At 66.2% G+C, this 24,829-nt stretch carries 23 protein-coding genes and 1 pseudogene; 15 read left to right on the top strand and 9 right to left on the bottom strand.

Annotated features, from left to right (window positions below):
• Nucleotides 1-86: 86 nt before the first annotated feature.
• The 6 genes from J7I84_RS13290 to J7I84_RS13265 all read left to right on the top strand — a co-directional run bounded on the left by J7I84_RS13290 (nt 87) and on the right by J7I84_RS13265 (nt 6,701).
• Nucleotides 87-815, top strand: a complete 729-nt coding sequence (locus J7I84_RS13290) for a TetR/AcrR family transcriptional regulator (protein ID WP_214945033.1) — start codon at nt 87-89, stop codon at nt 813-815.
• Nucleotides 816-901: 86 nt separating this feature from the next.
• On the top strand, nt 902-3,010 hold the full coding sequence (locus J7I84_RS13285) for a PTS mannitol transporter subunit IICBA (RefSeq protein WP_214945032.1): 2,109 nt from the start codon (nt 902-904) through the stop codon (nt 3,008-3,010).
• Nucleotides 3,010-4,173, top strand: coding sequence for a mannitol-1-phosphate 5-dehydrogenase (locus J7I84_RS13280; RefSeq protein ID WP_214945031.1), 1,164 nt, complete (start codon nt 3,010-3,012; stop codon nt 4,171-4,173). The genes J7I84_RS13285 and J7I84_RS13280 overlap by 1 nt, the downstream gene beginning before the upstream one ends.
• A 298-nt stretch (nt 4,174-4,471) precedes the next feature.
• The gene (locus J7I84_RS13275; RefSeq protein WP_214945201.1) at nt 4,472-4,963 is read left to right on the top strand and encodes a GNAT family N-acetyltransferase; all 492 of its coding nucleotides are present in this window, start codon (nt 4,472-4,474) and stop codon (nt 4,961-4,963) included.
• Between the two features lie 42 nt (nt 4,964-5,005).
• On the top strand, nt 5,006-5,446 hold the full coding sequence (locus J7I84_RS13270; protein ID WP_214945030.1) for a MarR family winged helix-turn-helix transcriptional regulator: 441 nt from the start codon (nt 5,006-5,008) through the stop codon (nt 5,444-5,446).
• Nucleotides 5,447-5,474: 28 nt separating this feature from the next.
• The gene (locus J7I84_RS13265; RefSeq protein ID WP_214945029.1) at nt 5,475-6,701 is read left to right on the top strand and encodes an MFS transporter; all 1,227 of its coding nucleotides are present in this window, start codon (nt 5,475-5,477) and stop codon (nt 6,699-6,701) included.
• A gap of 120 nt (nt 6,702-6,821) precedes the next feature.
• Here J7I84_RS13265 and J7I84_RS13260 read toward each other — a convergent pair whose 3' ends face one another.
• From J7I84_RS13260 to rraA, 3 genes are all read right to left on the bottom strand, one after another.
• Nucleotides 6,822-8,264 carry a sugar porter family MFS transporter gene (locus tag J7I84_RS13260; RefSeq protein WP_214945028.1) on the bottom strand — a complete coding sequence of 481 codons (1,443 nt, stop codon included), beginning with the start codon at nt 8,262-8,264 and terminating at the stop codon, nt 6,822-6,824.
• A 206-nt stretch (nt 8,265-8,470) separates the two neighbouring features.
• Nucleotides 8,471-10,135 (bottom strand): MDR family MFS transporter, encoded by a 1,665-nt coding sequence (locus tag J7I84_RS13255; RefSeq protein WP_214945027.1) that lies wholly within the window; start codon nt 10,133-10,135, stop codon nt 8,471-8,473.
• Nucleotides 10,136-10,254: 119 nt separating this feature from the next.
• Entirely contained in the window at nt 10,255-10,752 is a 498-nt protein-coding gene (gene rraA, locus J7I84_RS13250) for a ribonuclease E activity regulator RraA (protein WP_214945026.1), read from the bottom strand.
• Between the two features lie 120 nt (nt 10,753-10,872).
• Here rraA and J7I84_RS13245 point away from each other — a divergent pair, with 120 nt between their 5' ends.
• The 4 genes from J7I84_RS13245 (at nt 10,873) to J7I84_RS13230 (ending at nt 14,949) form a co-directional block, all read left to right on the top strand.
• Nucleotides 10,873-12,159 carry an MFS transporter gene (locus tag J7I84_RS13245; RefSeq protein WP_214945025.1) on the top strand — a complete coding sequence of 429 codons (1,287 nt, stop codon included), beginning with the start codon at nt 10,873-10,875 and terminating at the stop codon, nt 12,157-12,159.
• A 138-nt stretch (nt 12,160-12,297) separates the two neighbouring features.
• Entirely contained in the window at nt 12,298-12,885 is a 588-nt protein-coding gene (locus J7I84_RS13240; RefSeq protein WP_214945024.1) for a TetR/AcrR family transcriptional regulator, read from the top strand.
• A 306-nt stretch (nt 12,886-13,191) separates the two neighbouring features.
• Complete coding sequence (locus J7I84_RS13235; RefSeq protein WP_214945023.1) at nt 13,192-14,391, top strand: NADP-dependent malic enzyme; 1,200 nt, start codon at nt 13,192-13,194, stop codon at nt 14,389-14,391.
• Between the two features lie 54 nt (nt 14,392-14,445).
• Entirely contained in the window at nt 14,446-14,949 is a 504-nt protein-coding gene (locus J7I84_RS13230) for a DUF456 domain-containing protein (protein ID WP_214945022.1), read from the top strand.
• A gap of 19 nt (nt 14,950-14,968) precedes the next feature.
• On the opposite strand, the gene J7I84_RS13225 is transcribed toward J7I84_RS13230, so the two are convergent.
• Nucleotides 14,969-15,199 (bottom strand): hypothetical protein, encoded by a 231-nt coding sequence (locus tag J7I84_RS13225; RefSeq protein WP_214945021.1) that lies wholly within the window; start codon nt 15,197-15,199, stop codon nt 14,969-14,971.
• A gap of 140 nt (nt 15,200-15,339) precedes the next feature.
• Here J7I84_RS13225 and J7I84_RS13220 point away from each other — a divergent pair, with 140 nt between their 5' ends.
• Nucleotides 15,340-16,317, top strand: a complete 978-nt coding sequence (locus J7I84_RS13220; RefSeq protein ID WP_214945020.1) for a hypothetical protein — start codon at nt 15,340-15,342, stop codon at nt 16,315-16,317.
• 15 nt (nt 16,318-16,332) lie between these two features.
• On the opposite strand, the gene J7I84_RS13215 is transcribed toward J7I84_RS13220, so the two are convergent.
• Complete coding sequence (locus J7I84_RS13215; protein WP_214945019.1) at nt 16,333-16,974, bottom strand: LysE family translocator; 642 nt, start codon at nt 16,972-16,974, stop codon at nt 16,333-16,335.
• A gap of 107 nt (nt 16,975-17,081) precedes the next feature.
• Between J7I84_RS13215 and J7I84_RS13210 the strand changes: the two genes are divergently transcribed.
• Nucleotides 17,082-17,537, top strand: coding sequence for an Lrp/AsnC family transcriptional regulator (locus J7I84_RS13210; protein WP_214945018.1), 456 nt, complete (start codon nt 17,082-17,084; stop codon nt 17,535-17,537).
• A gap of 19 nt (nt 17,538-17,556) precedes the next feature.
• On the opposite strand, the gene J7I84_RS13205 is transcribed toward J7I84_RS13210, so the two are convergent.
• Entirely contained in the window at nt 17,557-18,015 is a 459-nt protein-coding gene (locus J7I84_RS13205) for an Lrp/AsnC family transcriptional regulator (protein WP_214945200.1), read from the bottom strand.
• A gap of 326 nt (nt 18,016-18,341) precedes the next feature.
• On the opposite strand from J7I84_RS13205, the gene gluQRS reads away from it, so the two are divergent.
• Nucleotides 18,342-19,238, top strand: coding sequence for a tRNA glutamyl-Q(34) synthetase GluQRS (gluQRS, locus tag J7I84_RS13200; protein ID WP_214945017.1), 897 nt, complete (start codon nt 18,342-18,344; stop codon nt 19,236-19,238).
• 9 nt (nt 19,239-19,247) lie between these two features.
• Nucleotides 19,248-19,862 carry a phosphohydrolase gene (locus tag J7I84_RS13195; protein WP_214945016.1) on the top strand — a complete coding sequence of 205 codons (615 nt, stop codon included), beginning with the start codon at nt 19,248-19,250 and terminating at the stop codon, nt 19,860-19,862.
• Here the strand turns inward: J7I84_RS13195 and J7I84_RS13190 are convergent.
• Entirely contained in the window at nt 19,859-21,175 is a 1,317-nt protein-coding gene (locus J7I84_RS13190; protein WP_214945015.1) for an ATP-binding protein, read from the bottom strand. The two genes, J7I84_RS13195 and J7I84_RS13190, sit on opposite strands and share 4 nt — an antisense overlap.
• Nucleotides 21,176-21,295: 120 nt before the next feature.
• Nucleotides 21,296-22,243, bottom strand: a complete 948-nt coding sequence (locus tag J7I84_RS13185; RefSeq protein WP_214945014.1) for an L-lactate dehydrogenase — start codon at nt 22,241-22,243, stop codon at nt 21,296-21,298.
• 88 nt (nt 22,244-22,331) lie between these two features.
• Here J7I84_RS13185 and ggt point away from each other — a divergent pair, with 88 nt between their 5' ends.
• Nucleotides 22,332-24,182, top strand: a complete 1,851-nt coding sequence (gene ggt / locus J7I84_RS13180; protein ID WP_214945013.1) for a gamma-glutamyltransferase — start codon at nt 22,332-22,334, stop codon at nt 24,180-24,182.
• Nucleotides 24,183-24,272: 90 nt separating this feature from the next.
• Here the strand turns inward: ggt and J7I84_RS13175 are convergent.
• Nucleotides 24,273-24,829 (bottom strand): annotated as a pseudogene (locus tag J7I84_RS13175) (amino acid permease); the annotation flags it as partial.

The raw sequence follows: 24,829 nt of genomic DNA, 5'->3' as shown, positions 1-24,829 counted from the left end.
CTACGTCCAAGGGCAGGAAACGTGCCTGAAAAAATTGTATGTGATTCAGTTCATATAGCAACGCTATAGGTGCTAGGGTAGCGGTTATGAGTTTGGATGGCCAGCTTCCCCCCAAAATGCGGCTGCTCCGTGCTGCCGCGGAACTGCTGGCAAAATCCGCGGGAGCTCCCGTCTCCACCCGCCAGATCACCCAGCGGGCGGGTGTATCGGCTCCCACGCTGTACCACCACTTCGGTGACAAGGAAGGTCTGTTCGATGCCGTCGTCGCCGCCGGGTTCGAGGAATATGTCGCGGGCGAAAGGGACTTTGCCCCTTCCGGACAGCCCCTTGAGGACATCCGGAGAATGTGGGACAACCACGTCCAGTTCGGCCTGAACCAGCCCGAGCTGTACCTGGTGATGTTCGGCAACATCCGCCCGGAGAGCCGGCCCGCCATCGTGGCGGATGCCGAGGCGCTGATGGAGGAGATGCTGAACAAGGCAGCGGCAGCGGGCCAGCTGAATGTCCAGCCGCGGGAAGCGGCCAGGTCCATCCTGGCCGCCAACGTGGGCGTGACGCTGATGCTGATTGCGGAGCCCGCTTCCGAACGCAACCTTGAACTGTCCACCATGACCCGGGACGCCATGATCTTCGCGGTGTCCGCCGAGCCGGCAAGCGGCCCGGCCCCGGGCGGCAACGGGAAATCCTCGGTAGTGGTGGCAGCGATCGCCCTGAACGCCGCACTTCAGGCTTCGCACTCTGACCAGCTCTCAAGCTCGGAACTCAAGCTTTTCCTCGAATGGCTGCACCGGATCTCCACCAGCCCGGCCGGTTAGCCCACAACCCGCATCACCCAGCAGTACGTCGTCGTAATCATCGGACCAATCCTGCGGAGCAGCAGGAGTGACGGTTAGGAAATCACATGGCAACAGAGACAGTTGCAAAACCCCGCACCAGCGCGCGCGTGCACGTCCAGAAGTTCGGGACATTCCTGTCCGGCATGATCATGCCCAATATCGGGGCGTTCATCGCCTGGGGCATCATCACCGCCCTCTTCATCGAGAAGGGGTGGCTGCCCGTTCCGCAGCTGGGTGGTTTCGGCGAGACGGACGGAAAGCCGAATATCGGCCTCGTGGGCCCCATGATCACCTACCTGCTGCCCCTCCTGATCGGTTACACCGGCGGCAAGAACGTCTATGACGTCCGCGGCGGCGTTGTGGGGGCCATCGGCACCATGGGCGTGATTGTCGGCGCCGGCATCCCGATGTTCATTGGCGCCATGATCATGGGCCCGCTGGGTGGCTGGACCATGAAGAAGCTCGACATGCTGTGGGACGGCAAGATCCGCCCCGGCTTCGAGATGCTGATCAACAACTTCTCCGCCGGCATTTGGGGCGCCTTGCTGGCCCTGCTGGGCTTCTACGGCATCTCACCGCTGGTGACCGCCTTCAGCACGGCCGCCGGAAACTTCGTGCAGTTCCTGGTGCACAACGGACTGCTGCCGCTGACCAGCATCTTCATCGAACCGGCCAAGGTGCTGTTCCTGAACAACGCCATCAACCACGGCGTGCTCACCCCGCTGGGCGTGCAGCAGTCGCTGGACCAGGGCAAGTCCATCCTGTTCCTGCTGGAAGCCAACCCGGGCCCGGGCCTGGGCCTGCTGCTCGCGTACATGTTCTTCGGCCGCGGCGCCGCCAAGGCATCGGCTCCCGGCGCTGCGATCATCCAGTTCCTGGGCGGCATCCACGAGATTTATTTCCCGTACGTCCTGATGCGCCCGCTGCTGATCCTGGGTACGATCGCCGGCGGCATGACCGGCATCGCCACCCTGGCCCTCACGAATTCCGGCCTGGTGGCCCCCGCGGCGCCTGGTTCCATCTTCGCCGTCCTGGCACAGACCTCCCGGGACAGCTACTTCGGCGTGATCCTCTCCGTGGTGCTGGCTGCCACGGTGTCCTTCCTCGTCTCTTCACTGATCCTGCGTACCACCAAGCACAGCGACGAGGCCGACCTTGGCGATGCCACGGCCCGCATGGAGGCGATGAAGGGGAAGAAGAGCTCCGTTGCCTCCACGCTGACCGGTGCCGGCGCAGGTGCTGCCGCCGCTGGCCGCGGCGGGGTGGCCGTGCTGGCCGGGCCCGTCCGGAACATCGTGTTTGCGTGCGACGCCGGCATGGGCTCCAGTGCCATGGGCGCTTCGGTGCTGCGGAACAAGATCAAGGCGGCCGGCTTCCCGGACGTCAAGGTCACCAACGCTTCCATCGCCAGCCTCAGCGACACCTACGATGTGGTGGTCACCCACCAGGACCTGACCGAACGCGCCAAGCCGGTCACTTCAAGTGCCATGCACTACTCGGTGGACAACTTCATGAACAGCCCGCGCTACGACGAGATCGTTGAGCTGGTCCGCGAAAGCAACACCGAAGGTGCCGCGGCAACCGAAGGGCCCGACGCAGGAGCGGGCACGCCTGGCGGGGCCTCCGCGCCCGGGCCCGCAACCGCGGCAGCGTCCGGCGCCGGCACCACCCACGGTGCCCACGCCGCCGACGCGCGGGTTGACGCGGCGCCGGGTGCTGCCGCTGCCTCCGCCGGGGGCTCCCAGGACATCCTGGCCCGGGAGAGCGTGGTGCTGGCCGGTTCGGCCACCACCCGCGACGCCGCCATTGACGAGGCAGGCCGGCTGCTGCTGGCCCGGGGCGCCGTGGACGAGGGCTACATCGCTGCCATGCACGAACGCGAGGAATCTGTGTCCACCTACATGGGCAGCTTCCTGGCCATCCCGCACGGCACCAACGCCGCCAAGGACCACATCCGCAAGTCGGCGGTGTCGGTCATCCGCTACCCGGAGGGCATCGACTGGAACGGCAAGCAGGTCAAATTCGTGGTGGGCGTCGCCGGCATCAACAACGAGCACCTGCACATCCTGTCCTCCATCGCCAAGGTCTTCACCAACAAGGAGCAGGTGGCGCGGCTGGAAGCCGCAGGCTCGGTGGATGAAGTCCTGGACCTCTTCGGAAAGGTCAACGCATAGTGAAGGCAGTACATTTTGGTGCCGGCAACATCGGCCGCGGCTTCGTGGGCCTGCTCCTGCATGATGCCGGCTACGAAGTGGTGTTCGCCGACGTGGCGGAGGAACTGATCACCCGGCTCTCCGGGGCCAGCAGCTACGCGGTGCACGAGGTGGGGGAGACCCCGGCCGTGCGCACGGTGGACAACTTCCGGGCGCTGAACTCCAACGCGCAGGAAGCGGAGCTGGTCTCGGAGATCGCGACGGCGGACATCGTCACCACCGCGGTGGGTCCGCACATCCTGAAGTTCGTGGCGCCCGTGATCGCCAAGGGCATCGTTGCAAGGGAGCCCGGCCTGGCGCCCCTGCAGGTGATGGCCTGTGAAAACGCCATCAATGCCACGGACATCCTGGCCAAGGAGGTGGCTTCCCAGCCGGGAGCCACCGCCGCAGTGCTCGACGGCAAGGCGGTGTTCGCCAATACCGCGGTGGATCGGATCGTGCCTAACCAGGAGCCCGGGCAGGGCCTTGACGTTACCGTGGAGACCTTCTACGAGTGGGTCATTGACCGCAGCGCGTTCGGCGATTCCGCCCCCGTGATTCCCGGCGCAACCTTCGTGGACGACCTCTCGCCGTACATCGAGCGGAAGCTGTTCACGGTGAACACCGGACATGCCTCTGCTGCGTACCTGGGCTTCGAAGCGGGCGTGGAGAAGATCTCCGATGCCATGGCGGACCAGGATGTGGCCGAGGACGTACGGGCGGTGCTGGAGGAAACCAAGCAGCTCCTGGTGGCCAAGCATGGGTTCAGCAACGACGAGCAGGAAGCCTACGTCCAGAAAATCCTGGTCCGGTTCTCCAACCCGTACCTTCCGGACACCGTGAACCGGGTGGGCCGTGCTCCGCTGCGGAAGCTGAGCCGGCATGAACGGTTCATTGGTCCGGCTGCCGAACTGGCGGAACGTGGCGTGGTGCCGGAGGCGTTGCTGGGTGCCATCGCCGCCGCGCTGCGTTTCACTGATCCCGCGGATGCCGAAGCTACCGAGCTGGCGGGCATCCTGGGTTCGGCCAGCCCGGCCGATGCCACCGCAAAGATCACCGGACTCGAGAAGGACCATCCGCTGTTCAATGCCGTTGCCACCCTGGTGGAGGAGCGGCAGGCGGAAATGGCCAGCCCCCCCGCCTGACCGGCTCCGCCTTCCGGACTTACCGACGTACTGGATAAACCACGACGCCGGCATCCACCACTTGCATCCAGTGGCGGGTGCCGGCGTGGTGCGTTCCCGGCCCGGAAACGCCCGCTCACGTTTGGCGCCCTTTCCGGCAACGCCCGCTCACGTTTGGCGTGTTTTCCTGAAACGCCCGCTCACGTTTGGCGTGTTTTCCTGAAACGCCCGCTCACGTTTGGCGTGTTTTCCTGAAACGCCCGCTCATATCCTGTGCAAAGCTGGGCAGGTGATCTCCACCGACGGTGTCCCTCCCGCCTTGTTCACTGCCGGCGTCGCTGGCGGCACGTTCCGCCTCCGCCACGCCACCCGCGCGGACCTGGGCGCCATGGTCCGGCTGCTGGCCGATGACGCCCTGGGTGCCGGGCGCGAAACCGCGAAGGACATGGAGCCTTACGAGCGAGCTTTCGCGGCGATTGAAGCCGACCCGTCACATCTGCTGGTGGTGGGTGAGTTAGTGCCGACCGCCGGGGAGGCCGGACCGGTGGTTGCCACGTTCCAGCTGAGCTTTCTTCCCGGCATCTCCCGGCAGGGGGCCTGGCGCTCGCAGCTGGAGGGCGTCCGAGTGGGGACGTCGCTTCGAGGCCAGGGCATGGGCGCGCTGATGGTGGGCTGGGCCATCGCGGAGTCCCGCCGACGCGGCTGCACACTGATGCAGCTGACCACCCACAAAAGCCGGACAGCCGCGCACCGGTTCTACGAGCGGCTGGGATTCGAGGCCAGTCACGTGGGGATGAAGCTGCCCCTCTAAACCGTTGACCGTTAGGGACCCTAAATGTTAGGCTACCTAACGATGAACACCACCGATCCCCAGCTGCAGGAACTTGCCACCGGGTTCCGCGAAGCCCTTCGCCACAGTGTTTACCTGGTCCGGCGCCTCGACGCGGACGGCGAACTCAGCGCCGCCCAGCTCAGCACCCTCAAGATGCTGCTCGGCGAGGGCCAGCGCGTCGGCGAAATCGCCCGGAATCTCGGGGTCCGCGTGCCCAGCGCCACGGAGCAGATCATCAAGCTCGAACGCGCGGGCCTGGCCCGCCGCGAGCCGGACCCGGCGGACTCCCGTGCTGTGCGGGTGATCCTCACCCCCGAAGGCCGGGCCGCCGTCGACTCCGCCAACAGGCGCCGTAACCAAGTGATGGCCGAAATCCTCAGCACCCTCACCGACCAGGACCGCAAGGCCCTGGCGGAGGCGCTGCCGGTCATCGACAAGATCAACGCATCCCTCCAGAAATAAACCAGCCACATACTTAGGAGTACCCTCCATGGACGGCCAGCTCGCAGAATCACTGCAAGCACCAGAATCAACCCTGCAGGCGGAAAAGGCCTCATTCCTGAAGCAGCCGAAAGCAGTGTGGGCAACCGCGCTCGCGGCAGTGTTCGCCTTCATGGGCATCGGGCTGGTGGACCCCATCCTCCCGGCCATCGCCGCCAACCTGGACGCCAGCCCCAGCCAGGTGTCTTTGCTCTTCACCAGCTACTTCCTGGTCACTGCGCTGGCCATGCTGATCACGGGGTTTGTGTCGTCCCGGATCGGCGGCAAGAAAACCCTGCTGATCGGCCTGGCCGTCATCGTCGTCTTCTCGTCGCTCTCCGGCCTGTCCGGCAGCGTCGGCGAGTTGGTGGGCTTCCGCGCCGGCTGGGGGCTGGGCAACGCCCTCTTCGTGGCCACCGCCCTCGCCGTGATCGTGGGCGTGGCCAGCGGCGGCGCCGGCACTGCCATCATCCTTTACGAGGCCGCCCTGGGCCTGGGCATCTCCCTCGGCCCGCTGCTTGGCGCCCTGTTGGGCGGCTGGCAGTGGCGCGCGCCGTTCTTCGGCACCGCCGTCCTGATGGCCGCCGCCTTCATCGCCCTGTTCGCCCTGCTGCCCAAGACCCCGCTGCCTGAGCGCAAGGTGCGGCTGCGCGATCCCCTGCTGGCCCTGGGCCACAAGGGACTGCGGACGACGGCGGCAAGCGGCTTGTTCTACAACTACGGCTTCTTCACCATCCTGGCTTTCACCCCGTTCATCCTGGGCATGAACGCGTATGGAATCGGCGGCGTCTTCTTCGGCTGGGGCGTGGCTGTGGCGGTGTTCTCCGTCTTCGTGGCGCCGCCGCTGCAGGCCCGCTTCGGTGCCGTCAAGGTCCTGACCGGCACGCTGTTCCTGCTCATGCTGGACCTGGCCGGGCTGGGACTGGCAGCGGGGCACTCGGTGCCTGCCGTCGTCGTGCTGGTGATCGCTGCCGGGGCGCTGCTGGGCGTGAACAACACCATCTACACCGAACTGGCCATGGGTGTCTCGGACTCGCCCCGCCCGGTGGCATCTTCCGGTTACAACTTTGTCCGCTGGATGGGCGGCGCCCTGGCACCGTTCCTGGCGGCGCAGCTTGGTGAGCACTTTGGCCCGCAGGTTCCGTTCTTCGCCGGCGCCGTGGCCATGGTGATCGCCATCCTGATCGCGTTCGGCGGCCGTGGCTACCTGTCCTCGCACGAACCGCACGTGGTGTAAGCACTGCGCGTCAGGCAAGAATCAGCAAACCCTCCATCACGACTTGTGATGGAGGGTTTGTTGTTTTCCTGCGAAAAGTGATGGGGCGTCGCGGGGAAAGAAGCGGAAAGTGATGGGGCGTTACTTGGCCTTCGCCGAACCCTTCGGCACGAACAGAGTCTCCGCCTGCTCCAGGGACATGCCGTTGGTCTCCGGCACCCTGAACATGACGAAGAAGAAGGACGCGGCGGCGAACAGGGCGTACATGGCATAGGTCAGCGGCAACGATGCGGAGGCCATCACCGGGAAGCTGAGGGTGATCACGAAGTTGGCCACCCACTGCGCGGCAGCGGCCAGGCCCAGGGCCCGGGCCCGGATCCGGGACGGGAAGATTTCGCCCAGGAGCACCCAGACCAGTGGTCCCCAGGAGGCGCCGAAGCTGACCACGAACACATTGGCGGCTACCAGTGCCACGGGACCCCATGCGCCCGGGAGGGTGATGTCCTCGCCTGAGCCGGTGGCGGAAGAGAATGCCAGGGCCATGGTGCCCAGGGAGACGGCCATGCCTATGGAGCCCGCCAGCAGGATGGGCCGGCGGCCGATGCGGTCCACCAGGGCAATGGCCACCAGGGTGACCAGGATGTTGGTGACGGACGTGGCCACCGAGATGGCCAGGGAGTCCTTCTCCTGGAAGCCCACAGCCTTCCACAGGGTGGTGGAGTAGTAGAAGATCACGTTGATGCCCACGAACTGCTGCAGCACGGACAGGATGATCCCAACCCAGACCACTGCCTGCAGGCCCAGGGTCTTGCCGCGCAGCGAGCCCTTCTGGCCGGCCGCCTTGTCTTCTTCGATGGCTTCCTGGATCTCGCGGATGTGCCGGTCGGTGTCCTCGGCGGGTGCGATGGAGGTGAAGACTTTCCGGGCCTCATCCTCTTTCCCCTTGAACACCAGGAACCGCGGGGATTCCGGCAGGGTGAAGGCAATCCAGCCGTAGACGACGGCGGGGACGGCGGCAGCGAGGAACATCCACCGCCACGCCTCAATGCCCAGCCAGAATGACTGGTCCGCCCCGCCGGCGCTGGTGGCCAGGAGGGCGTCAGACAGCAGGGCGGCGAAGATACCGGTGGTGATGGCCAGTTGCTGCAGCGAGGCCAGGCGGCCGCGCACCTGCCGTGGCGAAATCTCCGAGATGTAGGCCGGGGCGATCACCGATGCCAGGCCGATGCCCAGGCCGCCCACCAGGCGCCAGAACACCAGGTCCCAGACGCCGAAAGCGAAGCAGGTTCCCACGGCGCTGACCAGGAAGAGCAGCGCGCCAAGTTTCATCGCGGGGATGCGGCCATGCCGGTCCGCCACCTTGCCGGCAAGGAAGGCGCCGGCCGCGCAGCCCAACAGGGCGACGGCCACGGCGAAGCCTGTCACGGCCTCGGACAGGGCGAATTCCCCCTTCAGGGCGTCCACCGCACCGTTGACCACTGATGAATCGAAACCGAAGAGGAATCCGCCCACCGCCCCCGCAAGGGCCAGCCAGATCACCCGCTGTGGTATCCCGGTATTGGTCTGCTCCTGTGCAGTGGGCATGGTTCTCCCTGGGTCTTGGTGTGGTGGATTCTGCGCGGACGTCGTCGGCTGCGGAACCGGGTACCTGCCCGGTGTGCTCCCGCAAGTGTTCCATGCCGCGGCCCCTCGATCCACCTGGGGGAATGCCGCCGCCCCGTTGACCTGCGCAAAGAAGACGACGACGGCGGGCCGTGCCGCCGTCGTCGTCTGACCCATGCGTTCCCGGGCTAGTGCGCCGGGATCTCCACGCTGTCCTTGTCCTGTGGGGACGCCTTCTGGTCGGTCAGCTTCTTCCGGGGAAGGGCGAAACTGATGAGGAACGCCAGCCCCGTCAGCGCCGCCGCCGTCAGCATCACGGTGTCGATGGACGTGGCAAAACCGTCCGTAATGGGCCTGGTGAGGGTGCTGTTGGCGGTATGCAGCCAGCTGGTGTCATTCAGGGAATCGTTTGACGCCCCGTTCTTGAAGAAGTCGTACAGCTTGGCGTTGGCGGGGTCCGACGCCACGGCGGGATCCTTCAGGACGGCCAGGTACGCCGGATCCGTGGCGGCGGCCTTCATGCTGTCGGCAATCCGGTTGGCGGCCAGGCTGAAGAGCATCGAGATGAAGACGGCGGTGCCCACCGCGCCGCCCATCGAGCGGAAGAACGCAGCGGAGGAGGTTCCCACGCCCATGTCCCGCGGCGGAACCGAGGTCTGCATGGCCAGGGTGAGCGGCTGCATGCAGAAGCCCAGGCCGACGCCGAAGAAGACGGCGATGAGTCCGGGAACCCACAGTTCGGTGTCCACCCCCAGTGAGAAACCCATGACCAGGGCGGCCGCGGTCAGGATGCCGGTGCCCATGATGGGGAAGATGCGGAACGTCCCGGACGCCGAGATGGTTCGGCCGGCCGTGATGGAACCGAACAGGATGCCCACCGTGAAGGTGATCATCATCAGGCCCGCCTGGGTGGGGGTGAGGCCCTTCACCAGCTGGAGGTACATCGGGAGCATGGCGATGGCGCCGAACATGCCGATGCCGATGATGAAGTTCAGCAGCGACGACAGCCCGAACGTGATGTTGTGGAAGAGCCGGAGCGGGATGAGGGCGTAGTCGCCGGCACGCTTCTCCGCCAGCAGGAACCAGGCGATGCCCACCACGCCCAGGCCGTAGCAGAGGAAGGAGTTCAGGGAGGTCCAGCCCCAGGTGCGGCCCTGCTCGGCGACCAGGAGGAGCGGAACGATGGCCACGGTGATGGCGGCAGCGCCCCAGTAGTCGATCTTCTGCTTCAGGTGCTTGGCGGGCAGGTGCAGGAACAGGAACACCACCGTCAACGCGGCGAGGCCAATGGGGATGTTGATGAAGAAGACCCAGCGCCAGCCGTCAAAACCCAGGATGTTGGCGGAACCGGCGAACGCACCACCCACCACGGGGCCCAGGACGGAGGAAATGCCGAACACGGACATGAAGTAGCCCTGGAACTTGGCGCGGTCCTTGAGCGAGACGATGTCGCCGATGATGGTCAGCGCCAGGGCCAGCAGGCCGCCGGCGCCCAGGCCCTGGATGCCGCGGGCAACGGCAAGTTCGGTCATCGAGTGCACGGACCCGGCGTACAGCGAGCCCACCAGGAAGATGAGGATCGCCGTCAGGTACAGCGGGCGGCGTCCGAAGATGTCGCTTAACTTGCCGTACAACGGGGTGCTGACCGTGGAGGTGATCAGGTACGCGGTGGTGGCCCACGCCTGCAGGGAGAGCCCGTCCAGGTCGTTGGCGATGGTGTAAATGGAGGTGGAGACGATGGTCTGGTCAAGGGATGCCAGGAACATGCCCAGCATCAGGCCGACCATCACGGTGACGATCTGGCGTTGTGTCAGGACTTCTCCGGTGCGTGGCGCGGCAGCGGCTTTGGACATGGGTGCTCCAAGGGGAAGAAAAGGATATAAGCAGCGATAGTTGCTTTCAGTAACTATCTTACCGGCTGTTTCCATTCCCCGCTCCGCGTTTTTCGCCGCGAAGCTTTGGCCGCCGTTCGCTAGGGTTCCACGAGGATCCCGTCCGGGTCGCACCAGACGGCGGCTCCGGGACGGAAGGTCACGCCGTCGATCACCACGTCCACGTCCACCTCGCCGGCACCGGCCTTGTGGCTCTTCCTGGGGTTGCTCCCCAGGGCTTTGACGCCGAGGTCCAGTTCCGCGATGGCCACCCGGTCGCGGATGGCGCCATTGATGATCACTCCGGCCCAGCCATTCGCCACGGCACTTTCCGCGATCATGTCCCCCATCAGGGCAGTGCCCAGCGAGCCGCCGCCGTCCACCACCAGTACCGCCCCGTTCCCGGGCGAGCTGAGCGTGGACTTCACCAGGGCGTTGTCCTGGAAGCAGCGGATGGTCCGGACCGGACCGCTGAAGTGGGATCGGCCGCCCAGGGACTGGAACTGCAGGGACACCGATGCCAGCCCGTCGCCGCGCTCATCATAGAGGTCCGCGGTGTTCACGGTTGCAGCGGATCCGTTTCCTGCTGTTGTGCTCACTTGGGCTCTCCTCGCAGTAGTGGTGGGTTATGCACATCCGGCACCTGGCGCGGCGCGGCCAGGTACCGCCCACGATAGTCTGATCCCACCGCAAACCGGCCGCACCAGGGGGAGCCCGCCATGAGTCTGTCCGACACGCCTGCGCCGTTGGAGCGCGCCTCCGCAGGGGAAGGCACGACGTCGGCGCTCGCCGAGCCCAGGGAAAAGGTCACCGCGCGCTGGGTCACCGGCCTGGTGCTGGTGAACGTGGGCATCAACGCAGCCTTCTTCGGCCCCATCAACGTCTTCATCGGCCAGCAGGCCATCAGCATCGATGCTCCCGCCAAGGAGGCCATCCTCTCGCTGGTGACTGCCTGCGGGGCCGCTGTTTCACTGGTGGCCAATCCCCTGTTCGGCGCACTCTCTGACCGGACAACTTCGCATTTCGGCCGCCGGGCCCCATGGGTGCTGGCCGGGGCTGTGCTGGCCACAGCGGCGCTCCTGGCCATGTCCTTCTCAAGTGCAGTGGCGCTCATGGTGCTTTTCTGGTGCCTGGTGCAGCTTGGTGCAAACGCCGCCTATGCAGCCATCACGGCGGCCGTCCCGGACAGGGTTCCCGTGGCCCAGCGCGGGGGAGTGGGCGGGCTCGCTGCCATGGGGCAGACCCTTGGCATCCTTACCGGAGCCGTCTTCGGCGCGGTGGTGTCGGGCAACTTCATGGTGGGCTACTGGCTGTGCGCGGGCGCTCTGCTGCTGTCCGTGCTGCCGTACCTGTTGCACCGGAACGACCCCGCGCTGCCGAAGGACGCGCCCACGAGGTTCCGGATCGGCAGTTTCCTGCGCGGCTTCTGGATCAGCCCCCGGCGCTACTCCGACTTCGCCTGGGCCTGGCTCACCCGCTTCCTGGTCAACGTGGGCAACCAGCTCACCATCGTCTACCTGCTCTTCTTCCTGCGGGACATCATCCACCACGAGGACCCAGCCGCCGGGGTGCTGGTCCTGACCGGCATCTACGCGGTGATGGTGATGATCACTGCCGTCCTTGCCGGACCCTGGAGCGACAGGGTGGGCAGGCGGAAGCCTTTCGTTATTGGCTCGTCCGCCACCATTGCCATGGCCGGCGCCATCATGGCGTTCTTTCCCGTGTGGCCCGGTGCGCTCGCCGGCGCTGCCGTCCTGGGCATCGGGTTCGGCGCCTACCTGGCCGTGGACTTCGCGCTGCTGACCCAGGTGCTGCCCTTCGCCGTCAGCCGGGGCAAGGACATGGGCGTCATCAACGTCGCCAACTCGCTGCCGCAGGTGGTTGCTCCGGCCCTGGCGCTGCTGGCCGTGAACTACGGGGGAGGGTACCGGACACTGTTCCTTACCGCAGCGGTCATTGGGCTGCTGGGCGCGGTCTTCGTGGTGAAGATCAGGGGCGTCGACTGACGCTTTGGGTACCTGAAGATAAGGCCGCTGACTAATTGGGGCATGGACCGGTGCCGTATAGTTGAGCCGGGCTGCAGGGCGGTACGGAAGTGGGGGCGCTCCTGGCCGCAGTCCCTAAGACACAACCCCGGAATGCTGATGCCCGAGACTTTTTCAGACCATCCGCCCATGGCCGCCAGGCCGTCCGCTCCACGCCAGCGCCTCCGCTACGCACGGATCCTGGACACCGCTGCAGGGTTTGCCCGCACGGGCCTGGATGCCGTGGAACTCTCCGAGGTCGCAGAAAAGGCAGACGTTCCGTTGGGCACGCTCTACCGCTACTTTCCATCCCCCAGCCATCTGATGCTGGCACTGTACCGGCAGCAGCTTGACGAGCTGCAGGCGGGTTCCCGTGGCTCGTCCCAGCGCTTCCGGGGCCGCGCACTTTCCGGCCTGCTCATGGAGATTTTTCACATGCGGGTCATGCAGCCCGCGGTGGAGCAGTGCCTCAGCCGGGGCGTGTACCTCCCGGAAAAGGACACCACTGAACTCCTGCGCGAGATTGATGCGCTCAGTGAGAAGTTGGTGGCCGGAGCCTGCGGTGACGCAGTCGGCGCAAGAGTCCTCCTCCTGACGGTCACTGGTCTGGTCCAGTCCGTGCGGAACCGCCGGCTCTCCCTCTTCGAAGCCGAGGAAGACCTCAAAAAGGCCTGCGGCCGTCTCTCCCCGGCTGCCGAATCCGGTTAACAGAGGGCCGATCCGCGTAACTGGTCTAGACCGGATCTGTATTAAATCCGCCATAATCACGTGATGCGGGCCACAATCTCCCCCGCCTAAACGTTTTGTCGCGTGCCGTGCCCTTCAAGACGTGCCCACAAGCCCATGTGGGGCTGCCTACCATGGAGGCACCGGAGCGGCAGGGCGGAAACATCCCCGGCGTTCCTACGGACCCGCCACCCCTGGGTTTCCTGTCGCACTACTTCCCTGCTTGGGCCCACCCGGGCTCCAGCCCCATGTGCCGTGCGCCCACGGCCAGCACCAGGAGACAATGACGTGTCCATTGACGCATCCACAGCCACCGACAATTCAGCAGCCACGGCCCTGACCGAAGACGAGATCTTTGGCGCACACCAGGGCGGCAAACTGTCCGTCACCAGCACTGTTCCGCTGTCCAACAAGCGGGACCTGTCCATCGCCTACACCCCTGGTGTGGCCGAGGTCAGCCGCGCCATCCATGCCAGGCCCGAACTCGCCCGCACGCTGACCTGGGCCGAGCGCCTGGTGGTGGTGGTCAGCGATGGCACCGCCGTCCTGGGCCTGGGCAACATCGGTCCCAGCGCATCGCTGCCCGTCATGGAAGGCAAGTCCGCGCTTTTCAAGACCTTCGGCGACCTTGACTCCATCCCGCTGGTCCTCAACACCACCGATGTGGACGAGATCGTGGAAACCCTGGTCCGCCTTCGCCCCAGCTTCGGCGCGGTCAACCTTGAGGACATCTCCGCCCCGCGCTGCTTCGAGCTCGAGGAAAAGCTGATCGAAGCCCTTGACTGCCCGGTCATGCACGACGACCAGCACGGCACCGCCGTGGTTGCCCTCGCCGCACTGACCAACGCCGCCAAGGTGACCGGCCGCAGCCTGGAAGGGCTGAAGGTAGTGGTGTCCGGCGCCGGCGCGGCGGGAATCGCCGTCGCCGAGATCCTGCTCGCAGCCGGCACCAGCGACGTAGTCCTGCTGGACTCGCGCGGCGTCATCAACAGCAGCCGCCCCGATCTGGCGGCTGATCCGGCCAGCAAGAAGGCGGACATCGCCGGCCGCAGCAACCCCCGCGCCGTCACCGGCGGCCCCGCTGAGGCGCTGGCCGGAGCTGACGTCTTCATCGGCGTCTCCTCCTCAAAGCTGGACGAGGCACACCTGGCCACCATGAACCAGGACGCCATCGTGTTCGCACTGTCCAACCCGGACCCCGAAGTCCTGCCCGAGGTTGCCGTGAAGTACGCCGCGGTGGTTGCCACCGGCCGCAGCGACTTCCCCAACCAGATCAACAACGTCCTGGCGTTCCCGGGCATCTTCCGCGGTGCTCTTGACGCCGGTGCGCGCCGCATCACCCCGGCAATGAAGCTTGCAGCGGCGCGCGCCATTGCAGAGCTCGCGGCTGAGGACCTGTCTGCCGACTACATCGTGCCCAGCCCCCTGGACCCGCGCGTTGCTCCGGCCGTCACCGCCGCGGTCGCCGCGGCGGTGGAAGCGGAGTAGGACTCCCTTCCCGTCGGGCGTTAAGGCGCTGAACCGGACCCTAGACTGGGGACCATGAGCTCCGAGACCGTGGTGACCATCCTGTGCGGCCTGGCGATCCTGGTGGGGGTGGCGGGCACCATCATCCCCGTCCTGCCCGGAAGTGTCCTGATCGGCGTGAGCCTGCTGGCGTGGGCCATCTGGGGCGGTGCCGGGACGGCCGGGTGGGTGGTCTTCGCGGTGGCCATGATCTTTGTCGCCGCGGGGATGACTGCCGGCGCTGTCCTCACGGGGAGGAAGCTGAAGCAGCACGCCATTCCCGGCCGCAGCATCGCAGTGGCCCTGGTGGCGGGCGTCGTGGGGATGTTCATCATCCCGGTGGTGGGGCTCTTTGCTGGCTTCGCCGGGGGCCTGCTGGCCAGCGAATTTCTCCGCACGCGGAACATCTCGACGGCGGCGCGGTCCAGTTTGGCGGCATTGAAGGCCACCGGCCTGGGGATGCTCGCCGAATTCGGGCTCGCCTGCCTGGCGGCCAGCACCTGGGTCATCGGGGTCTGGATAGCCGCCGCCAACGGCTGACTCTCAGAGCCCCAGTAGCTTAGAGGCCCAGCCCGCCGAGCTTGTCTCCCAGGCCGCCCGGAAGTTTGTCCCCCAGCCCGCCGGGAAGCTTGGACAGCAAGTCGGCCGGATTGATGCCGAGTTTGGACAGCAGTCCCGCATGCTGCTCGGTGTCCACCTGGTCCGGCAGCTCCGACTCCGCCTGCGAGGCCTTTTCCTGGTCTCCCTGCGACCGCAGGAGTTCGAGGATCTGGTTCTTGTCGATCTGCATGGGTTTCTCCTTCACCGCAGTGATTACTAAGGATGCTTGCCACCCTTCCCGAAAATGACGCCGGGGACAAGGCCTTCGGCGTTCATGCGTCCGGGACACGGGGCATCCAGCTGTGAACCCCTGCCGGTTAGCATGGAAGGATGAGCGCCGGGGACACCGCACCGATTTACTGGGACAGCCGCGACCTCACCCCCTTCGGCCAGGCCCAGCTGCGCACTCCTGTCCACGATCTTGCCGGGGGAGTGGGCGGCCTGCTGACAGGTGTCCTGGGCGGACGCAACCCGGCATTGCTGTCCATCGACGGCGAGGTGCCGCGGCTCAAGCGGCTGCTGCCCAAGCCGGCCAAGGTGGTCCACGAAGCCGTCTTCACCAGCCGCGAACCGGAGCGGCTGATCACCCTGGCCCGTGCCTACCCGGGCTGGGCCGGCCTTTGCTATCTGATGGCCGGGCTTCTGGTGTACAAGCACGGCGGCTACCTGCGTGCTTCCGAGCTCCTCCAGCGGGGGCTCACCACCAGGAACGATGACGAAGCGAATCGGTACTCATCCACATACCTCACCCGGATTGTCACCCGGATCGAGCTTGCCGAGCGGGTGGAGGTCCCGGTGCTCTTCAGCGAGGAATCGGTGTTCCTTGCCCTGGCCCACTCGTTACGCGAGACCGGACGCACGGAAGCCGCGCTCGACGCGCTCACCGGGCTGCCGCCGTCGCTCCCCATGGCGCTGGCGCGGTGCTCCTTGGCCCTCAGCCTTGGCCGAAGCCGCACCGTCATCGACTGGACGGAGGGTCTGCTGAACGCGGACGATCTCTCCGCCGCCCTGTTGCTGGTCCGCGCCCGCGCCCTGCGCAGGGAAGGCCGGCTGGACGCGGCGCACCAGGCGATCGCCGAAGTCCTGCGCCGGCGAAAGACGCACCTTGCGCTCCGCAACGATGCTTTGACGGACCGGGCGCTGCTGGTGCTGGAATCAAGCCGCCGGTCCCTCAACCCGCGCGACTGGGGACGCCGGCGCGGGGATGCGGAACGGCAGCGCGAACTCGAGGCGCCCGTGCCCATCCGCAAGGACGAGGAGATGCGGCGCATCTGGGAGCAGGATTGGAAGGAACTCAGCGGCGACTAGGGGACCGTCTGCAGGCTAGGCGCGTCCGGCCAGGAATGGCAGCAGCTGCTCGCCGAGCAGCACGGCTCCCAGCGCCACCATGATGATGCCGCTGGCCAGGGTCACTGCCCGCGCGGCCCCGGGCCTGCTCTGCAGCAAGGTGCGGGACAGCAGGGCCACCGCCGTGTAGACCACCCCGGCCAGCGCCACGAATGTCATCCCCAGCAGGCCTGACTGCACCGGCACGGGCAGCGAGGCATCGGCGCTGACGAACTGCGGAATGAGGGCCACGTAGAAGAGCAGGCCCTTGGGGTTGATACCGCTGGTGCCCATGCCCTGCAGGAAGGTGCGCAGCTGCGTTCCAGGACCGACGGCGGCGTCCGCACTGAAGCTGGCCGCGCGCCAGGACCGCAGGGTTCCCACGCCGAGCCACAGCAGGTAGCCGGCGCCGGCGAGGGTGATCCAGCCCAGGACGCCGGGCATTCCGGCCAGCACCGCGGCCAGGCCTGCCACCAGCAGGGCGGTGTGGAGGACGTAGCCGCCGCAGAGCCCTGCGACCGCGGGGACAAAACTGCGCTGCCTGAGGCCGGCCGCGATGGTGTACGCCCAGTCCACTCCCGGCGTGCAGGCAAGGGCTGCGGCCACCACCAAAAAGGCCAGGAACAGCTGCGGATTCATGGGGTTTCTCCTGTCGAAGGGCTCTCAGGAGCAACCATAGAAAGAATCCGGCCAAAAGTGCTGTCCTGTTTTCGCTCCCACCGCGATGGAGGCAGTATCTTTATTGCGTGCTTGATGGAATCGACAGAAATATTTTGCGCCACCTCCAGGAGGATGGCCGGATGACGGCTACCGCCCTTGCCGCGAAGGTGGGTTTGACGGTTGCGCCGTGCCACCGCCGGCTGCGGGACCTGGAGCAGTCCGGAGTAATCCGTGGGTACAAGGCTGACATTGATCCGGCCGCTGTTGGCCTGGGGTTCGAGGCGATCGTCTTTGTCACGCTCCGCCAGGTGGACCGGCCCACCATGGAGATCTTCGAGAACCGGGTGGCGGACAACCCAAACATCGTGGAAGCACAGCGTCTCTTTGGTTCGCCGGATTACCTGTTGAAAGTCATTGCCGAAGACCTGCCGGCCTACCAGCGCTTTTATGACAGCGAACTGACGTCCCTGCCCGGCGTGGAACGGCTGACGTCAACGCTGGTCATGAAGAACCTGAAGTCCAACGCCGGGCCGCCGGTGTAGCCTTGGCGGTGCTCTGTCTTCAGCTGTCCAGCAGCCCGGCAGTCCGGTACGGGATGACCTCACGGAGGAACATGCTCGTGGAGGTGCGGACAATGCCGGGGCAGAGGCGGATCTCCTCGGACACCCGGTAAAGATCGTCCGGGCTTTTGGCCACCACGCGGATGAGGAGGTCGGTGTCCCCGGCCGGCGCGTGGCACTCCAAAACTTCGGGGATCTTGCGCAGCGCGGCGATGGCCTCGTTCAGGTGGCTTTGGTCGAGCTCTGCGCTGACGGCTGCAGCCACGCCGCGGCCGAGCGCAGAAGGCAGTACCCGGCTGCTGTTGGGGCGGAGGGCGCCCGACGCCGTCATCCGCTCAAGGCGCGACTGTACAGTTCCGCGTGCCAGGCCCAGTTTCTGGGCCAGCACCATGATGGGGACGCGAGGGTCCGCATCCAGGGCGTTCAGGATGCGCTTGTCCGTGGCGTCCAGCTCCTGCAATCTGATCACTTCCTGCCTGGCTCTACGGCAGGATTTGATCAGAGTGACTAATCCAAGCCCTGCTTGTTGTTCCAACTGTATGAGGTCTGCTGGAATAGTGGCAACAAGGACAAAAGCTACCGCTGGTCCCGCAGGCTACAGGTTCCCGGCACACCACCCGGGGCGCTGGACACCGCTTCCCGCAAGGAGGCCGCCGCTGATTGAGGCTTGTTCACACCAACTCACTCTGCAAACACGGCAAGAGCCCCTGAGCTACCGACGCGTCGGATCTGACGAAGTCTTCGGTAGCTGAGGGGCTCTTGTGTTCTTCCGCCTAAGGTGGTGCCATGACCTCCGCCGGCCGCTTTGCTCCCAGTCCCTCCGGGGAGCTGCATGTCGGGAACCTGCGCACCGCCATCCTTGCGTGGCTCTTCGCCCGCTCCAGCGGCCGGAAATTCCTGCTGCGGGTGGAGGACCTTGACCGGGCCCGAGCGGGAGCGGAGGCGGAGCAGTTGCGGGACCTGGCCGCCATCGGCGTGACCGGGGACGGTGACGTGGTGAGGCAAACGGCGCGCGGCCCCCTCTACGCTGAGGCGATCGCCAGGCTCGAGGCGGCCGGGCTGACCTATGAGTGTTTCTGCACACGCCGGGAGATCCAGGAAGCGGCGTCGGCGCCCCATGCCCCGCAGGGCGCTTACCCCGGAACCTGCCGCAACCTGGGCCGCGCCGAGCTGGAGTTCAAGCGCTCCATCCGCCCGTCGGCTCTCCGGCTGCGCGCCGGTGTCGCTGAGTTCACCGTCCATGACGTCCTCCACGGCCAGTTCACCGGGGTCGTGGACGACTTCGTGCTGCGGCGGAACGATGGCGTCACCGCCTACAACCTCGCCGTGGTGGTCGACGATGCCGAGCAGGGCATAGACCAAGTGGTCCGCGGTGATGACTTGCTCCCGTCTACCCCGCGGCAGGCCTATCTCGCGTCCCTCCTGAATATTCCCGTACCGGAATATGCGCATGTTCCCCTGGTGGTAAACCGCGACGGCGCGCGGCTGGCCAAACGCGACGGTGCCGTCACGCTCGCGGACCTTGCCAGGACGGGAACACCGCTGGCGGAGGTTCGGGACCGGCTGCTCGCTTCCTTGGGACTGCCTCCCGGAACTCTGGACCACGCTTTGACGGCTTTTGACCCCACTAGCCTGCCGGCGAAACCCTGGGTCTGGGCTGGAGCGGCCCAGCCCAAGCTTTAGGCTTGGTGCATGTCAGACGAGTACATTCCGGATCAAAACGCTGCCCCCAGGTTCTCCGTGGAGACCGCCAAGGTCTTGGCGGAGGTGGCGCACAACCGCCAAAAGGACAAGCTCAAGCGGCCGTACCGCGAACACGTCCTGGCTGTGGGTGACGCCCTGGCGGACTTCGACGATGAGATCCGCATCGCGGGATACCTTCACGACATCGCCGAGGATACACCCATGACCCGGCAGGCCCTGTTGGAGATGGGCGTCCCCGAGCGCTCGGTGGACATCATTGAACGGGTCACCAACCGGCTGCACAGCAACCCGGATGACTACCTGTCGGGGATTCACGAGATTGCCCAGGACCATGATGCCGCGCTGGTCAAGATCGCTGACAATGCGCATAACTCACTGCCCGAGCGAGTCCAGGCGCTGGCGGAAAAGTGGCCGGATAAGCCGCCGGTCACCAAGTACCCGGATGCCCGGCCGGTGCTTTACGCCGCCGTTGAAGTGGAGGAGATCCGCAAGATCCTGGCCCGCGTCAATCCCTGGCTGCTGGAGGAGTTCGATGCGCAGTTGGACGAGGCGGACGATACCGACTACGAAAACCTCCGGTACGACGCCGGCCCCGGGGCTTAGACCCGCCCCAGCGACTCGATGTCCTCCAGGAAATCCGCCTGCACTTCGGGGCTCACGGTAGTCCGGGTGTCACCGATGGCATCGATGTAGTCCTGGGTGGAGGGACCCTTCCGCACCGCCTCGCGGACGGAAACTTCGCCTCCTGAGGCCAGCCCGCCGTCGTCGTACACCGCTTTTTCCAGCGCCCGCTGGGAGGCACTGCGGGCAGCGTACTCAATGTCCGCCGGGGAAAAACCCTCGGTGCGTTCCACCAGGAGCTCCACGTCCACGGCATCCACTACGGCCGCCGGGATGAACCGCTGCCACATCGCCTCGCGGGCCTGCCGGTCCGGCAGCCCGATGGGGATGACGTAGTCGAACCGGCCATGGCGCAGGAACGCGGAGTCCAGGGCGCGGATGAAGTTGGTGGCGCAGACCAGGAGGCGGCCGGGCTGTTCGCGGAACGCCGGGATGATCTTGAGCAGCTCGTTCGTCACGCCCTGCAGCGGCGACGGCGGATCACCGGCACGCTGGGAGGCGATCTCCTCCACCTCATCAATGAACACGACGGCGTGCTCCAGCTCGGCTATCTCCAGGAATGTTTCGCGCAGCGCCCCGGCCAGCCCCTGCGGATCCCCGGCCAGGCGGGAAGGGAACACTTCCACGAAAGGCCATTCCAGCCGCGACGCGATGGCTTTGGCGAAGGTGGTCTTGCCGGTCCCGGGCGGGCCGAAAAGGACGACGGCGCGCGGAGGCACCACGCCGAACTCGTCAGCCAGGTCCGCCTCGGCGAGTGGAAGCACCAGGCGGCGTTCGAGCAGTTCCTTTTCCTTGCGCATGCCAGCGACGTTTTCCCACAGGTCGCGCGCCAGGACGCGGCCGCCGAGTTGCCCCAGTGCGCCGAGTTCCTGCCGCTGGACCGGGATGGTGCGTTCGAAGTAGCGGAGGTTCTTCTTGAGCGCGAAGCCGCGGCCCAGGAACGCCTCCACCCGGGTTTCGGATTCCGGCATCAGTGCCGAGAGCTTGTTCAGGCCGTGCGGGGCCATGCGGTTTTCGACGGCGGCGAGCAGTGAGGTGCCGATGCCCCTGCCGCGGTACTCCGGCAGGGTGGCAAGGAACACGATCCAGCCTTGGTCGTGCGCGGCACGTCCGACGGCGGCAGCGACCACCTGGTCACCCTGTACCGCCACCACGGCGTGGTCTTTTTCGCACGAGGCGAGGACCTCGGACAGGGCATAGACCGGTTCTACGTTGTTGGCCTTCAGCGTCTCCCACAGGTGCAGGATGCCGTCCAGGTCGGCCGAATGGAAATCCCTGATCCGCCAGTTGGTCATGCTTGCTCCTGTTGGTTCGTCGTTGAGCCAGCCGTGTTCGGGTCAGCGTTTGGCACGTGGAAGTGAGCTTATGCGAAGCCGCCGTCCGGAAGGGTTGCAGCGGCGTTGCATGGGGGTCTTTCAGAGGCCCAGCGCGTCCATGGTGTGACGCAGGGTGTCCGCGGAATGCCGCAGCGCCGCCAGCTCGACGTCGTCCATGGGTGTTTCCAGGACGCGGTGCACGCCGCCCCGCCCCACCACGCTGGGGAGGGACAGCGCCACCCCGGAGATTCCGTGAAGCCCCGACAGTACGGTGGAGACGGGCAGGACGGCGTTGTCGTCGCGGAGCAGCGCCTCCACAATCCGGGCACCGGACAGGCCGATGGCGTAGTTCGTGGCCCCCTTGCCGGCGATCACCTTGTAGGCGGCCTGCACCACTTCCTTGGCAGTGTCGGCGAGGCATTCGGGCGTGAAGATCCGCTCGCCGTCGGCCGTCCAGTCGCGGATCGGTACCGGGCCAATGGTGGCGCCGGACCAGAGCGGGAACTCGGTGTCGCCATGCTCGCCCACCATGCTGGCGTGGACGCTGGTGACGGAAACCCCGGCCCGGCGGGCCAGCAGCCAGCGCAGCCGGGACGTGTCCAGCACCGTGCCGGAGGAAAAGATCCGCTGCGGGGGCAGGCCGGAAATGCGCTGGGCGGCCACGGTCAGGACGTCGCAGGGGTTGGTTACCAGGACATAGACGGCGTCCGGTGCCCGCTCAAGCAACGGAGGCATCAGCTGCTCAAGGATCCGCACATTGGTGCCGGCAAGGTCCAGGCGGCTCTGGCCGGGGTTCTGCTTTGCCCCCGCGGTGATGACCACGACGTCGGCACCTTCCGTCACGGCGATATCCCCGCCCCCGGTGACGGTCGCCGACGCCGCTGCGAACTGGCTGCCATGCGCCAGGTCCAGGGCTTCCGCCTCCGCCTTTGGGGTGTTGACATCATAGAGCGCGATATTGCTGGCCGAACCGCGGATCAGGGCGGCATATGCCAACGAGGTCCCGACACTCCCGGCGCCCACCACTGCGAGCTTGGATCCTGGCATGATGCCCTTCCTTTCCGGTGTTCGTTGAGTGTGTCATACCCGAAGAGTAGCGTGGCCCACATCACTCGACATCCCTTTAGGAGCCACCATGCCACACCTCGGACGCCGGCTCGCAGCTGTTACTGCGGCGCTGGCCATAAGCGTCACCACCGGGGCCGTGAGCCCTGCCGTTGCAACAAATCAGCATGAAGGCGACGAGCGCCACACCGGCAAGAATCCCACAGCCACCGGCTACGGCGGCGCCGTCAGCACTGTAGACCCGGAAGCGTCAGCGGCGGCCATCGACGTCCTCAGGCATGGCGGAAATGCCGTCGACGCCGCCGTTGCCGCGGCAGCCACCCTCGGAGTCACCGAACCGTACAGCGCCGGAATCGGCGGTGGCGGCTACTTTGTCTACTACGACGCCAAGTCCGGGAAGGTCAGTACCATCGACGGACGGGAAACGGCGCCGGCAGGGATCAAGCACGATGCGTTCATCGATCCCGCCACTGGAAAGCCCTACCCGTTTACCCCCGAGCTCGTCACCAGCGGTGTCTCCGTGGGCGTTCCGGGTACGCCCGCAACGTGGGAGCGCGCCTTGGAGCGTTGGGGCAAGTTCAGTTTGAAGAAGGCCCTGGAACCCGCCATCGAGGTCGCTGACCGCGGTTTTGTTGTGGATGATACGTTCCGCCAGCAGACGGCGGACAACCAGAAGCGCTTCGCAGCGTTTACATCCACGAAGGACTTGTATCTGCACGACGGGAAGCTCCCGGAGGTGGGGTCGGTGTTCAAGAACCCCGACCTCGCCGACACTTACCGGCTTCTGGCGGATAAGGGCATGGGCGCGTTCTACAACGGGCCTCTGGCGGAAGAGGTCGCCAAGACCGTGCAAAACCCGCCCAAGTCCAAGGACACTACCCTCCCCGTCCCCAAAGGTTCCATGACCACGGAGGACCTGGCCGACTACGAAGCGCTGGACCAGGACCCCACCCACGTGAACTACCGCGGCTATGACGTCTACGGGATGGCGCCCTCCAGCAGCGGCGGCACCACCGTTGGGGAGTCGCTGAACATCCTGGACGTGTTCGACCTGCCGGCACTGAAGGCCGACCAGCCGGCCGTGCTGCACCACTACCTGGAGGCCAGCGCCCTCGCCTTCGCGGACCGCGCAAAGTATGTCGGCGACCCCGCGTTCGTGAAGGTCCCCACGAAGGCCCTGACTGATTCCATCTTCGGCAAGGAACGCGCCTGCGAGCTCGACCCCAACCACGCGGCAACCAAGCCGGTGCAGGCCGGTAACGTCAGCTCCTACGACGGAACCTGCCCGGCGAAACCGGCCGCGCTCGCCGATGAAAAGGACACGGAGAACATCTCCACCACCAACATGACGGTCTCGGACAAGTGGGGCAACGTGGTGGAGTACACGCTGACCATTGAACAGACCGGCGGCTCCGGGATGGTTGTTCCCGGCCGCGGGTTCCTCCTCAACAACGAGCTCACCGACTTCTCCACGGTCTACAGCGCCACGGACCCCAACCGGATTGAGCCGGGCAAGCGGCCGCGTTCATCCATGTCGCCCACCATCCTGCTGGAGGACGGCAAGCCGTTCCTGGCGTTGGGCTCCCCGGGCGGTTCCACCATCATCACCACCGTCCTGCAGACCATCGTCAACCGCATTGACCTGGGCATGAGCACCCCCGACGCCATTGCGGCGCCCCGCGCGTCCCAGCGCAACACTGCCAGCGTCACTGCTGAGCCGGCGTTCATCGACAAGTACGGACAGGCCCTGACATCGCGCTTCGGCCACACGCTGACGCCATCGGGCGACTCGTTCACGTCCGCCTCGGAGATCGGGGCAGCCACCGCCATCGAGTTCCTGGAGGACGGGCGGACCCTGGCCGCAGCCGAGCCGGTCAGGCGTGGGGGCGGATCGGCTGTGGTGGTCAAGCCGTCGAAGTGACGGGCAGGAACCACCGTTAAACCCCGACGGCGGCACCTGGGCTCTGCGGATTCCAGAGCCCAGGTGCCGCCGTCGGACGTTTTGAGGCAGTTACTTCTTGAAGGTGTCAGCCGGTGCGTTGGCGATGACGGGGGAGGTTCCGGTGTAGCCGTCGCGGGTTTCGGCGATTTGGCGGATGCGGGTGCGGCAGGCGTACCAGCCGGCGATCATGAGGATGGAGGCGATGGCGGTGACGAGCATGGTCAGGGGTGAGTCGATGAAGACCATGATGAGGACCCCGGCGAGGAAGAGCAGGGAGAGGTAGCCGGTGTAGGGGGCGCCGAACATCCGGAAGGAGGGGCGTTCGACCCAGCCTTTGTCGGCCCAGCGTTTGAGTTGGATTTGGCAGAGGACGATGGTGGCCCAGGTCATGACGATGCCGACGGAGGCGATGTTCAGGACGATTTCGAAGGCTTCGGCGGGGACGAGGTAGTTCAGCGGGACGCCGAGGAGGGAGACGGTGGCGGTGATGGCGATGCCGCCGTAGGGGACGCCTGCTTTGTTCATGCGGGACGCGAAGCGCGGGGCGGAGCCGTTGACGGACATGGAGCGCAGGATCCGGCCGGTGGAGTAGAGCCCGGCGTTCAGGGAGGACAGGGCGGCGGTGA

Origin of the sequence: Arthrobacter sp. ISL-85, from assembly GCF_018613675.1 — a bacterium.
In the GTDB taxonomy this organism is placed as follows: Bacteria; Actinomycetota; Actinomycetes; order Actinomycetales; family Micrococcaceae; genus Arthrobacter.
This window is presented reverse-complemented; position numbering and strand designations above follow the sequence as displayed.

Bases quoted from the DNA above. Each gene is read 5' to 3' on its own strand.
- J7I84_RS13240 (WP_214945024.1), top strand. From the start codon at position 12,298: ATGCCCGAGACTTTTTCAGACCATCCGCCCATGGCCGCCAGGCCGTCC.
- J7I84_RS13260 (WP_214945028.1), bottom strand. From the start codon at position 8,264: ATGCCCACTGCACAGGAGCAGACCAATACCGGGATACCACAGCGGGTG.
- J7I84_RS13290 (WP_214945033.1), top strand. From the start codon at position 87: ATGAGTTTGGATGGCCAGCTTCCCCCCAAAATGCGGCTGCTCCGTGCT.
- J7I84_RS13255 (WP_214945027.1), bottom strand. From the start codon at position 10,135: ATGTCCAAAGCCGCTGCCGCGCCACGCACCGGAGAAGTCCTGACACAA.
- J7I84_RS13225 (WP_214945021.1), bottom strand. From the start codon at position 15,199: ATGCAGATCGACAAGAACCAGATCCTCGAACTCCTGCGGTCGCAGGGA.
- ggt (WP_214945013.1), top strand. From the start codon at position 22,332: ATGCCACACCTCGGACGCCGGCTCGCAGCTGTTACTGCGGCGCTGGCC.
- J7I84_RS13195 (WP_214945016.1), top strand. From the start codon at position 19,248: ATGTCAGACGAGTACATTCCGGATCAAAACGCTGCCCCCAGGTTCTCC.
- J7I84_RS13215 (WP_214945019.1), bottom strand. From the start codon at position 16,974: ATGAATCCGCAGCTGTTCCTGGCCTTTTTGGTGGTGGCCGCAGCCCTT.
- J7I84_RS13245 (WP_214945025.1), top strand. From the start codon at position 10,873: ATGAGTCTGTCCGACACGCCTGCGCCGTTGGAGCGCGCCTCCGCAGGG.
- J7I84_RS13270 (WP_214945030.1), top strand. From the start codon at position 5,006: ATGAACACCACCGATCCCCAGCTGCAGGAACTTGCCACCGGGTTCCGC.
- J7I84_RS13190 (WP_214945015.1), bottom strand. From the start codon at position 21,175: ATGACCAACTGGCGGATCAGGGATTTCCATTCGGCCGACCTGGACGGC.
- gluQRS (WP_214945017.1), top strand. From the start codon at position 18,342: ATGACCTCCGCCGGCCGCTTTGCTCCCAGTCCCTCCGGGGAGCTGCAT.
- J7I84_RS13220 (WP_214945020.1), top strand. From the start codon at position 15,340: ATGAGCGCCGGGGACACCGCACCGATTTACTGGGACAGCCGCGACCTC.
- J7I84_RS13185 (WP_214945014.1), bottom strand. From the start codon at position 22,243: ATGCCAGGATCCAAGCTCGCAGTGGTGGGCGCCGGGAGTGTCGGGACC.
- J7I84_RS13285 (WP_214945032.1), top strand. From the start codon at position 902: ATGGCAACAGAGACAGTTGCAAAACCCCGCACCAGCGCGCGCGTGCAC.
- J7I84_RS13230 (WP_214945022.1), top strand. From the start codon at position 14,446: ATGAGCTCCGAGACCGTGGTGACCATCCTGTGCGGCCTGGCGATCCTG.
- J7I84_RS13265 (WP_214945029.1), top strand. From the start codon at position 5,475: ATGGACGGCCAGCTCGCAGAATCACTGCAAGCACCAGAATCAACCCTG.